This is a genomic window from Paenibacillus sp. MER 180 (assembly GCF_023713665.1).
Lineage (GTDB): Bacteria > Bacillota > Bacilli > Paenibacillales > Paenibacillaceae > Paenibacillus_B > Paenibacillus_B suaedae.
The window spans coordinates 56,654-68,790 of the sequence record NZ_JAMAVT010000026.1; the positions used below are offsets into that span (position 1 = coordinate 56,654).

9 protein-coding genes and 1 other RNA gene are annotated in these 12,137 nt (G+C 46.4%); 7 read left to right on the top strand and 3 right to left on the bottom strand.

Features of this window, described 5'->3' with window-relative positions; translation table 11 throughout:
• Positions 1-125 precede the first annotated feature (125 nt).
• The 6 genes from rnr (at position 126) to M3661_RS31090 (ending at position 7,530) form a co-directional block, all read left to right on the top strand.
• Positions 126-3,347 (top strand): ribonuclease R, encoded by a 3,222-nt coding sequence (gene rnr / locus M3661_RS27375; protein WP_251490073.1) that lies wholly within the window; start codon positions 126-128, stop codon positions 3,345-3,347.
• A gap of 207 nt (positions 3,348-3,554) precedes the next feature.
• Positions 3,555-4,391, top strand: a complete 837-nt coding sequence (locus M3661_RS27380; RefSeq protein ID WP_251490075.1) for an MgtC/SapB family protein — start codon at positions 3,555-3,557, stop codon at positions 4,389-4,391.
• 232 nt (positions 4,392-4,623) lie between these two features.
• On the top strand, positions 4,624-5,097 hold the full coding sequence (smpB, locus tag M3661_RS27385; protein ID WP_021252812.1) for an SsrA-binding protein SmpB: 474 nt from the start codon (positions 4,624-4,626) through the stop codon (positions 5,095-5,097).
• A gap of 299 nt (positions 5,098-5,396) precedes the next feature.
• Positions 5,397-5,761: a transfer-messenger RNA gene (gene ssrA, locus M3661_RS27390) on the top strand.
• 968 nt (positions 5,762-6,729) lie between these two features.
• Positions 6,730-7,092, top strand: a complete 363-nt coding sequence (locus M3661_RS27395; RefSeq protein WP_065293116.1) for a hypothetical protein — start codon at positions 6,730-6,732, stop codon at positions 7,090-7,092.
• A 210-nt stretch (positions 7,093-7,302) separates the two neighbouring features.
• The gene (locus M3661_RS31090; RefSeq protein ID WP_483310743.1) at positions 7,303-7,530 is read left to right on the top strand and encodes a DUF8051 family protein; all 228 of its coding nucleotides are present in this window, start codon (positions 7,303-7,305) and stop codon (positions 7,528-7,530) included.
• A gap of 300 nt (positions 7,531-7,830) precedes the next feature.
• On the opposite strand, the gene M3661_RS27400 is transcribed toward M3661_RS31090, so the two are convergent.
• The 3 genes from M3661_RS27400 to M3661_RS27410 all read right to left on the bottom strand — a co-directional run bounded on the left by M3661_RS27400 (position 7,831) and on the right by M3661_RS27410 (position 10,044).
• Positions 7,831-8,445, bottom strand: coding sequence for a DUF1796 family putative cysteine peptidase (locus M3661_RS27400; protein ID WP_251490076.1), 615 nt, complete (start codon positions 8,443-8,445; stop codon positions 7,831-7,833).
• 435 nt (positions 8,446-8,880) lie between these two features.
• A complete protein-coding gene (locus M3661_RS27405; protein WP_251490079.1) occupies positions 8,881-9,336 on the bottom strand; it encodes a hypothetical protein in 456 nt (151 codons plus the stop codon).
• A 132-nt stretch (positions 9,337-9,468) separates the two neighbouring features.
• The gene (locus M3661_RS27410) at positions 9,469-10,044 is read right to left on the bottom strand and encodes a TetR/AcrR family transcriptional regulator (protein WP_251490081.1); all 576 of its coding nucleotides are present in this window, start codon (positions 10,042-10,044) and stop codon (positions 9,469-9,471) included.
• A gap of 152 nt (positions 10,045-10,196) precedes the next feature.
• Here M3661_RS27410 and M3661_RS27415 point away from each other — a divergent pair, with 152 nt between their 5' ends.
• Positions 10,197-11,966, top strand: a complete 1,770-nt coding sequence (locus M3661_RS27415; protein ID WP_251490083.1) for an oleate hydratase — start codon at positions 10,197-10,199, stop codon at positions 11,964-11,966.
• The last annotated feature ends 171 nt before the right edge of the window (positions 11,967-12,137 follow it).

Below are 12,137 nucleotides of genomic sequence, written 5' to 3' on the forward strand. Positions count from 1 at the left end.
TACGATGTGGATCGAACGGAAAAAATGTAGGAAAAGCGCCGGGATGTAACGATTTTATTTCGTGTATACTAGGTTATATATTGTTATACTGTATCATGCAGGTCATGGCAAGGTGAGGTGAAGGAATGGTAACAGAACAACAGTTGTTGGACTTTATGCGTGAAACCGCTTATAAGCCGATGACCTATCAAGAGCTGGAGCAGCATTTCGATATTGAAGGCGCTTCAGAGTTCAAGGCATTTCTGAAAATGTTGAATCAAATGGAAGAAGAGGGTAAGGTGCTGCGCACTCGCACAGACCGCTACGGTGTGCCGGAGCGTATGAACTTGCTGCGCGGACGCTTGCAGGCGCATGCCAAAGGCTTCGCATTCTTGATTCCGGAAGAAACGGGGCACCCCGATGTATACATTCACGCAAATGATTTGAAGACTGCGATGCATGGGGATACCGTGCTTGTACGCGTGACGAATAAAGGCTTTGATGGCGCTCGATTGGAAGGCGAAGTTGTGCGCATTGTGAAGCGTGCAGTGGAGCGTGTTGTCGGTCTTTTCCAAAATTACGAATCGTATGGATTTGTCATTCCAGACGACAAGCGAATCAATCGTGACATCTTTATTCCAAAAGAAGATATGCATGGCGCGGTTACTGGACAGAAGGTCGTTGTCCATATTGTAAGCTATCCGGAAGGAAGAGCAGCAGCGCAAGGCATGGTGGCCGAAATTCTTGGTCACAAGGATGATCCTGGCGTTGATATTTTGTCCGTCATCCGTAAGCATCAGCTTCCGGAGGCGTTCCCTGATGAAGTGATGGCAGAAGCAGAAGCTGTGCCGGATTCCATAACCGAGGAAGAAATCATCAGTCAGCGACGCCGTGATTTACGGGGCATGAATATCGTCACGATTGATGGAGAAGATGCGAAGGATTTGGATGATGCGGTATATGTAGAGCAGCTTCCGAATGGACATTACAAGCTTGGCGTCCATATTGCAGACGTCGGCTATTATGTGAAGGAAGGTTCTGCGCTGGATCGCGAGGCATATGCTCGCGGCTGCAGTGTGTATCTGGTGGATCGAGTTATTCCGATGCTGCCGCATCGATTGTCCAACGGAATATGCTCTCTCCATCCACGTGTGGATCGTTTGACATTGTCCTGCGAGATGGAGTTCGACGAGAAGGCGAAGCTCGTGAAGCATGATGTATTCCCGAGTGTAATTCGTACCGTTGAGCGTATGACGTACACCAATGTACGGAAAATCGTTGAGGATGAGGATCCTGAGGTATCAGCACGCTACGCTTATTTGGTTGACAGCTTCAAGCTCATGAAGGAATTGGCGCTGAAGCTTCGCGGGAAGCGGATGAACCGAGGCGCAATTGATTTCGATTTTGTGGAATCGAAGGTGTTGGTTGATGAGAAGGGCTTACCGACCGATATCATCAAGCGGGAACGTACGATTGCGGAGCAGATTATTGAAGAGTTCATGCTGGCAGCTAACGAGACGGTTGCGGAGCATTTCCACTGGCTCAGAGTTCCGTTCCTATACCGGATTCATGAAGAGCCGAATAGTGAGAAGCTGTTCAACTTCATGTCCTTCGCAGCGAACTTCGGATATGTTGTTCGAGGCAAGGGCAATTCGGTACATCCTCGTTCCTTGCAGATGCTGCTTGAGGAAATTGAGGGAACGCGTGAGCAGACTGTGATCAGCACGATGATGCTTCGCTCAATGAAGCAGGCGAAGTATGATGCGGAGATGACAGGCCACTTCGGACTAGCTGCTGAATTCTATTCGCACTTCACATCACCTATCCGCCGTTACCCAGACTTGGTCATTCACCGAGTCATGCGGGAAGTGATGGATAATGGAGGAGCGTTGCCTGAGAAGCGCTTGGAGCAGCTACATGCGCGCATGCCGGATATTGCGCAGCAGTCCTCAGAGCGTGAGCGGGTAGCCGTTGATGCAGAACGCGACACAACAGCGCTGAAGAAGGCAGAATTCATGCTCGATAAGGTCGGCGAGGAATTTGACGGCATTATTAGCAGTGTGACAAGCTTCGGGATGTTTGTTGAGCTGGACAATACGGTTGAAGGGCTTATTCGACTAAGCGAATTGAATGATGATTATTACCACTTCCATGAGCAGCATATGGTGCTGATCGGGGAACGGACGGCAAATGTGTTCCGTATTGGCGATGAAGTGCGTATTCGGGTAGCACGAGTCAATATGGATGAGCATACGATCGATTTTGAGCTGATTGAGAGCAAGTCGCGCCACAACGGTCGTGACTTCGGCTTCGACATCCGGAAGAAACGTGGTCGCGGTGGATTTGGTGCCGAAGGACGCGGTGGAACTGGACGTAGCGACTATAAGGGCCGTAAGGATGGAAAAGGCGGCCGTCCAGGAGAACGCGACCGTGGTGGACAACCGCGAAATGGCCGCGATGCGGATAGAGGAGCAAGAGGCGGTCGTTCGGATCGATTGGGCGGTCGAGATAGTCGTCCGACAGAACGTTTCGATCGTGGTCGTCGTGCAGATCAGCCTGCTGGTCAAGGTACACGTGGAGACGGTCGTGTAGATCGGCACGCTGGTCAAGGCATGCCTGGAGCTGGTCGTGCTGATAGACGTAATGTCACTGGCATAGATCCTGCGGAACAGCAAGCTTATGAACAGTATGGTGCTTCTTCCGGTCAGCATGTACGAGGTGGATACGGACGAAATCAGCACCAGCATGAGCATGAGGAGCACTTAGAGCAGGATGCTCGTTATGAGCGTCACACACATGGTGATGCTGTGGAGCTTGAGGCCGATGCATTTTCCGGGGATTGGTATAACCAAGGCGAATTCCGTGAGCAGCAGAGAGGCCGTCGTGGGCGCAAAGGACGGCGCGAAGAGCAGGGTCGTGGAGTCAATCCATATGAGAAGTCATCAAGTGCACCTCAGCCACGCGGTAAGGGTGGCATTAACTTTGGCGCAGGCCAAGGGAATGCGGAGCGTCCAGCCCCAGCGAAGAAGGAGTATGATGACTCCAATTGGGTAGATCGTCTCATTGCAGATGCGGAACAAGAAGCTGATCGTCCACGCTCCTTCGACTTTGGCTCTGGCCGAGGCGGTTATGGTCGATCAGGTGGCAATGATCAGGGCGGTAGAAAACCAGGGCGTGATGGAGGCTCCTATCGAGGTAGCGGCACATCTGGCGGCAAGAAGGGGCGGAGAACGACGTCCGAAAGCGGGATCTTCATTGGTGAAGATGCGGCAAAGGCTCGTAATCAAGGCGAATCTGCCCACAAAGCAGCAAAGCAGAAGGGGAAAGCAAACAGCAAGACTGCAAAGTTTGTTCGTAAGAAGCGATAAGTTTTCCGTTTTCAACAAGTAAGAAATAACGGCTTTGGTTCCGCTTAAGAGCGGGACTGGGGCCGTTTATTGTTTTCTGTGAGATGGAAGCTGGGGTTTCGATTTCAACGCTTAGGTGGGCATACGGACAATCAAACGGAATACATATGATACAATGTACATATCTTAGGAGACGCTGCTTTTTACTTCGTTAGAGAGGTGAGTAAGATGAGCCCTTCAGATATATCGATGTATCATGTTATGCTGCGTATGGTGCTTGCATTAGTGCTAGGTGGCTGTATTGGATTGGAACGGGAGAAGCGAAGTCAGGCTGCAGGGCTAAGGACGCACATGTTGGTGAGCCTCGGATCGGCGCTTGTCATGCTCATATCGGTATACGGATTCCCAGATTTAAGCGGTGATAATAAAGCCGCTGTGGATGTGGCGCGTATTGCGGCTCAGGTCGTCAGCGGTGTTGGCTTCCTTGGAGCAGGGACGATAATACGCAATGGAACAAGTGTGAAGGGGCTAACGACGGCTGCTTCCTTGTGGGTTTCAGCGGCGATTGGGCTTGCTTGCGGCTCTGGCTTTATTTCTGCGGCCTTATTCGGGTGTGCCTTATCCCTCGTAGCTTTGTGGCTGCTGAATAAGTATGATATTAAAAATCGGGTTGCACATCGAATTCACGAGCTGGAAATCGTTGTGGAAGAGCGCGATGGATGGCTGTCAGAATTGACAAAGGTTGCAGAGGAGCAGGGGCTTACGGTACGAAGCATTCGTATGCGGCCAGAGCGCAATGCAGGGAAGTCATGGACGAAGTGGCTTGGAGCGGGACAGGGCCCAGAACAGAAGAATAGAAGCAATCACTTGACTGAAAGCGATATGGAAGACGGCAGTGAGGTTGGCCACCCTGAAGACATGGATGACAAAGAGCGAAACTTGGCAAGTGTAAGACATTTGCAGATTGAACTGAAGGTGCTGTCTGAGGATGTAAAATCGGTAGCCGTATGCTGCGAGACGATACTTCGATTACAGGGAGTCTCGGATGTCCATATGTTATCGTGATTGGATTCCTTTACGATGACGAGATATGAATTGAAGAACACATTAAGCCAAACATAGTCTGTGCTTATTCTTGCCTAATAACATTTGAATCCGATATGTTTCTTGCTTGAGTCGATGGTGTTCTTTTTGGTACAATATACTTCTAAGCAACAAGCTATAGTGACGTGGTTCAAATCAATTTTGCCTTGTTCACTTGGTGATGATGTCATTGTCGTAACGTTGGAGGGCAATCATGGGTAAGAAGAATGATAATAAAGTTTTAGCCCAAAATAAGAAGGCGTCCCATGATTATTTTATTGAGGACACTTATGAAGCGGGCATGGTGCTGACAGGGACAGAAATTAAGTCGCTGCGTATGAGCAAAGCGAACATTAATGACTCCTTTGCTACGATTCGCGGTGGTGAAGCGTTTATTCACAATATGCATATTAGCCCATTCGAGCAGGGAAACCGACACAATCCTACCGATCCAACGCGTGCACGCAAGCTGCTGCTGCACAAAGAGCAGATCAACAAGCTGATCGGGCAGACGAAGCAGGAAGGATACACTCTCGTTCCGTTGAAGGTATACGTTCGTAACGGATATGCGAAGCTGTTGATTGGACTCGGTCGAGGCAAGAAGAACTACGATAAGCGTGAAACGGCTGCGAAGCGGGATGCGGATCGTCAAATTCAACGCGCGCTGCGTGAGAAGCAGAAGTATTAAGGTTAGCTTGAGGGTATAATGCGATTTGCTACTGTTGTTAGCAGTATTCCTTTTGGATCATTTGTACCAAGGAAATGGCATGTAGCGTTGGCAACAAGTTGACTAACAACTTTCGTTTGAGTGTGTTATAATAAACGTGTCGGTAACGAACTACTGCACAGTATGGTATCGCTGCTGACCGAATACGAACATCATTGACAACTGAATAGTGTGGAAGGATACACTATCTGTGTCTTAACTAGATTCTCTTTAATTCAAGACTCTATTCCCCTGATGGGCGAGGCTCGCTTATCACTTATGGGGGCGTTCTTGGATTCGACGGGGATAGTTCGGGCTCGGGTAGCGGGTAGTGGGGACGCGTCCACTTCATCAACGCTAAAGCCATTTAAACGGCAAACAACAAACAAACTACGCTTTCGCAGCTTAATAACCTGTGAGCGTGCTTCTACTCTGCATCGCCCATGTGCCGAGATAGGGGCTCAACTTTTAGTGGGATACGCTGTCACATCTCCGCCTGGGGTGTGCTGAAGAAGACAATCAGGCTGACCCAAAGCATAGCCGGTTACGGGGCGATGCTCGGGTGACATCAAAACTGTGACTACACCCGTAGAAGCTCGTGTTGCGTTATCTTCGGACAGGGGTTCGAATCCCCTCGCCTCCACCATCATTAAGCCGACCGCATGAGGTCGGCTTTTTGCGTTGGAGGCGAAGTTACAGGATGAGAACCCCTGGGGTTCGCTCCGCGCGCAGGTAGCGTAGGATATTGCTTCGAAGGTAAGTCATCAGCGGACGAGCACGGCATCGATATCCAACCACTAAGAATGTCATCGGGGAATAAGCTACGAAGCAAAGTTAATGGAGATATCGATTATCCCCTCGCCTCCACCAAAAACCTGAAAAAACCGACCGCGTGAGGTCGGTTTTTTGTTTTGGTGGAAATAGGCGAAGTTACGGGATGAGAACCCCTGGGGTTCGTTCCGCGCGCAGGAAGTGGGGAATGGCTTCGTAGGAAGACAACAGCGAACGAGCACGGCATCGATTTCAACCACTAAGGTAGTCATCGAAGGATAAGCATCGACAGCAAGTTCAATGAAGAAAACGATTATCCCCTCGCCTCCACCAAAAACCTTGAAAAAACCGACCGCGTGAGGTCGGTTTTTTGTTTTGGTGGAAATAGGCGAAGTTTCGGGATGAGAGAACCCCAGGGTTCGTTCCGCGCGCAGGTAGCGTAGGATATTGCTTCGAAGGAAAGTCATCAGCGGACGAGCACGGCATCGATTTCAACTACTAAGGTAGTCATCGAAGGATAAGCAACGATAGCAAGTTCAATGAAGAAATCGATTACCCCCTCGCCTCCACCATCATTAAGCCGACCGCGTGGGGTTGGCTTTTTTTCGTTAGCAGCGTGGGATACGCCGCTGTCAGGAGTTCGGTCTCACGCGCTGGGAGTGAGTGAGAAGCATCGGAGGGAGATTTCAGCGTACAAACAGTTTTTTTGCTGTTGCAAATAAACGCGTCCACATACAAAGTTTTCTTGTTATAGTTATCTATATAAGAGTATTCATTGGTAACGCCGTATCTTCGCTCACACGATAGAATTAAATATATTAACTGATTGGTTGGTGGATCTGAATGGGAGGAAAATTCTGGCTAGTGGTACAATATCCACTGAAAAGTGTCACAGGCAGTCAACGTGATCGCTGGTTAAGAGATAAAGTAATGGAGTATTTGGAGATATCACTATCAGATGCTAACTTAGGCTATGTTGATGGATCAGATATGGGGAAGTGCATGTCCGACTCGAAAAAGTATGCTCTAAATATATTTTGTGTTGTTACGGAAGAAGAGCGGAGTATTGCCCTGGTGAAAAGAATTTTAAGAGATAGCAGGCTTGATTATACTCGTATAAAAATCGCTACAATGCCCTATGGAAAAGAAGAAACATACACTCTGAAATATACATATAAGAAGGGCGTTACTAATTTTTCACTATAGTATGAGACACCGACACTCTCGGTATGGCATACCCGATGATTAATTGGCACTTGAACATATATGCTCATTTTTTACAATTCAATTTCTTTCCTCACTGATAAGCTTGAGACACACCAAAGGATGAGAGGAAGGCATAACGATGCAGGGCATCATGATCATGACAAGTTTTCGAAATTAAAAGGGAGTGTATTTTTATTCTAGGGGTTTAATCTGTTTCTGATCTTACTTGGAATAACGTCGTTTATCGCGTGCTATCTCCTTTTGATATCACATATCCATGCCATTTTCCTCACACAGATCATCGCTGTTTTATATTTTATCGTGTACATGATTGACTTAGCTGGTATTTTTCCGAAGTCACCGACTAACATGTCTAAGCCGCTTATGTTTTTCGAAGTCATGAACACATCAATGGCTGTCTTCCGCCTCTCTTTGTAACGGCAATCAGGTATGTCGGTTCATGGATCATCTTTAGCAGGCTCTTTCATCACATTTCCGCCTGAAGTGTGAGGAAGGAGAGACTCAGGCTGACCCAATGGGGACGATGCCAGGTGACATCAATACTGTGACTACACCCGTGTGCTATTTTCAGAATGGGAAATAAATAAGAAACTAGATTATTTACTCAAAGATGGACAAGGCTTCAGTACGTGCAATCAGAGTACTATTAATTACGTCTCAAATGACGTGATTTTCTAATTGTCGCGTTTCAAATAAATCGGCAGATGAAAATAGGCACTATACCGATTTAAACCCTTTCATAATGAGATCCCAATGATGGTCTGAGCCTCTCCAATTCTTGCCTGGCGGAATCTTGACAGAAGAAACGCGCTGCAATCCCCAATCGTCATAAATGACGCCTTTTCCCCACTGATTATGGAAATTAACGATGAGTATCCTGAAATCTTTGTGCGAAATGCCATATAAAGTTTGTTCCAGGAGCCGCGCTTCCGAGCTTGAAGTTTCTGTACGAACGAAACAAACAGGGCCGGTTTTTATCGTTTTTAAAAATCTGGATACCCTACGGTCCATTGTCTCTTTAAACTTGGGGTACAGCTGGTTGGGATTATAAGGAACGGGGAAATCATGATACGAATCTACATGGTATTCTGTATCACGTAAAACATAATGATTATCGACTATGTTTATAAGACGCAATTTGTCTAATTCCATAAATCCATTGAACCTTGTCTTGAGAAGATGCGAAATTTTCGAGGAAGGATAGGAAATAAACCAATCAAGAGGGCCACTAAATTTGCGGAGTTTTAATCTTCTTAATTGATGCGCAGTCTGGCACGTTGCTCCAAGGCTGATAAATGCATGGTAAGTTCTTCTGTTTTGATTCCAATCCAAAGACCGTCACCTCAAATTCATATAATTGGACGGGTACAAGGCATTTCCCCTATTCTATTCCTATTGTATGGGTATCTAGAAATTTAGCCTGTTCAAATGCCTAGATGAACATTTTTCGCTACGCCCAAAAAAGGCGGACATCCAATGAAAAAATCAAAAGGGTTGGAAAAGATTCGTACTAAAACATACGGATACGATGGGGCGCTTTATAATGCTGGATAAAGTGACGGGAACTATGGAATTAGAATTATTTCCTGACATTTACACGGCTTTTCTTGCTCTACAGGGGATAGGAATTAGGGATGAACGGCTGCAGAAAAAAACTAAACAGCCTTAGCCCGATGGAAGTACGAGCTAAAGCTGCTTAATCATTGTATTTTAATGTCTACTGACGGGTTTAGTTCAGACCAGGTGGCTCTATTGTTATTTAAATATTTATCCTTTTTTAGCTGTTTTAAATGAACTGCGTATTTGATCATACGTATCCGGAGCCGTGTTCTGTAGACTAAAATGCATGTAAACTTTATTTTCGGTAATCAGCGCAATCATTTCTTTATCATCTGCCGATTGAATGAGTACTAATGATCCCTTTGTGTCTCCGTCATCATAATCAGCAGATTCTACAACCTTCGGATCCTTCAGCTGCTCGTTCTCCGGAAGCGCTCTCTTAGCACCAACACGGAATTTACCTTGCACATCAGGGTGTATACTCTCATCAACAAACTTCGTTTTGGCCTCTTTCGTTCCATTGTGGTAGTTTGTGACATAGGATAATGCCAGCTTCTCATCCGCAGATCGATCCTGCGAATCTGCAGCATTATTACTTGAGCATCCAGATAATATAATCACTGCGGCTAATAAAATAGATAGAAATTTTGTGATGTTCTTCATGTTTTCCCCCTTGAAATATAATACTATTCGTTAGTCTATCAGGTATAGGGGGTATTTGGTAGTAAAATCCAGGTTGTTTCCATTAAATTAAGTATTAATTTGTAAAAAATGATAGAAATGATAGATTTAGATTCACCTAAAACGCTCCACTGCATCTATAAAACGTCCATCCATCAGTCGAACAATGTGGTTCACGATTACCTCACAGGGTGTTTTCATCCCATCCTCAATCCAATCCAGCAGCGTTCCTGCAAAGGCATGACTGTAAAATTGAACGATGAACGACCTGTCCTTTTCTGAAATCACACGGGAATCCGAAACTTCATTGATGACATTGCTCAGGAGTTCAAACAAAACCTGATTTAAAAACATTTCCAAATGCTCTTTTCCAAGAGAACGACATGTGTTCATGCAAAGCGCCTTGTTGCTTTCCACAAATTCTAAAATGATTAATAGCCCCTGCTGCCAAGTCGCATAGGATTTGTTATTCTGGATAGCACCTAGTGCCTCCGTTTTATATATCCATTCGAGCAGGTCATAAATATCCTGAAAATGATAGTAAAAGGTTTGGCGATTCAACTTGCAGGCTTCCACTAAGTCTTTAACCGTTATTTTATCTAAAGTCTTGGTGCCCAGCATATCCTTCAATGCATCAGCTAATGCATGCTTGGTGTACGGATGAATTGGAAACCTCTCCTTAGGATGCAATGTTTCTTATTATTCTACCATAACCTATGGATATTTTAGACATATGGCACTTGAAGTTTAAATTTTAGACACAGGGCTTTAGCTGTCTATTTTTATTGCATTCATACTCCTATAAAGTGGAGGTGTCAGGACCACTAAAGGAGGTTGTAAGGATGTATTATAGCAATGGTAACTATGAAGCTTTTGCCCGTCCAAAGAAACCACTCGGTGTTGATCAAAAATCCGCCTATCTGATCGGCTCTGGTCTTGCATCACTGTCCGCAGCCGCATTCCTCATACGGGATGGTCAGATGAAGGGGGAAAACATTCATATTCTTGAAGAACTCGATATTGCCGGAGGTGGATTAGACGGCATCTATGATGACGGTCGGGGGTTCATTATCCGCGGTGGCCGGGAAATGGAGAACCACTTCGAATGCCTGTGGGATCTATTCCGCTCTATTCCTTCACTTGAAACAGAGGGTGCATCGGTATTAGATGAATTTTACTGGCTCAACAAGGAGGATCCGAACTTCTCCTTACAGCGTGCTATTCTCAATCGTGGTGAGGATGCACATACCGATGGCAAATTCACACTTACTCAAACCGCTTCGATGGAAATTATCAAGTTGTTCTTTACTCCAGAAGAAGCGCTTGAAGATATGAAAATTACAGATGTCTTCTCGGAAGATTTCTTTAACTCGAATTTCTGGCTTTACTGGCAGACGATGTTTGCATTTGAGCCTTGGCATAGCGCGATGGAAATGCGCAGATATATCGCTAGATTCATTCATCATATCGGGGGATTGCCAGATTTCTCAGCGTTGAAATTTACAAAATACAATCAGTATGAGTCTCTTGCACTGCCGCTAATGAAGTATTTGCAAGGCCATGGCGTCACCTTCCAATATGCAACGACCGTAACGAATGTTGAGTTTGATATTACGGAGAACAAGAAGGCTGCTAAAAAGCTGGTCTATGTTCAAAACGGACAAGAAAAACACTTTGACCTGACTGAAAATGATCTGGTATTCATCACGAATGGCAGCAATACCGAGAGCTCCACTTTAGGCGACAACAACACTCCTGCCGTTATGAATACCTCCCTCGGGGGAAGCTGGGAGCTTTGGAAGAAGATCGCGGAGCAAGATCCTGCCTTTGGCCGTCCAGACAAATTCTGTGGCAACATTGCGGAAAGCAACTGGGAGTCTGCTACGGTTACAACGTTGGATGACCGAATCCCTCCTTACATCGAGAAAATTTGCAAGCGGGATCCATTCAGTGGCAAGGTCGTTACCGGCGGTATCGTGACAGTAAAAGATTCAAAATGGCTGATGAGCTTTACCTTGAACCGACAGCCTCACTTCAAATCGCAGCCAAAAGATCAGCTCGTCGTATGGGTTTACAGCTTGTATTGCGACGTGCCAGGTGACTACATCAAGAAACCGATGAAGGACTGCACGGGTATCGAGATCACGGAAGAATGGCTCTACCACATGGGCGTACCTGAAGCAGAGATTCACGATCTTGCCGTAAACTCCGCAAACTGTGTTCCTTGCATGATGCCTTATGTTACCTCTTACTTCATGCCAAGGGCTGCGGGAGATCGCCCGAATGTAGTTCCTGATGATTGTGTCAACGCTGCCTTTATCGGTAACTTCGCCGAAACACCGCGAGACACGGTATTCACCACAGAGTATTCGGTACGTACCGCCATGGAAGCTGTGTACACGCTTCTTGATATTGATCGCGGCGTGCCAGAAGTATTTGGATCCGCTTATGATGTCCGTGTGTTGCTGGATTCCACAGCGAAAATGATGGACGGCAAGAAACTAACCGATATGGAGCTGCCTCCAGCAATCCAATTAGCAGCAGCGACGGGTGTGCAAAAAGTTTCTCACACCAGAATCATGCAGCTGCTTAAAGAGTATAAGTTGATTTAAACATAGACGAAACGAGGAGTTCTGCCACTGGCAAGACTCCTCGTTTTTTATGGTGCGCCCGGCATGGGCGATAACTAGGCGGTGAAAGTCCGCTACAGGCTTGGCAGTAGGAACTGTTAGCTGAAGGCAAGGGTGTCCGTCGCGAGGCGGAATCTGAAGGAAGCCGGAGGC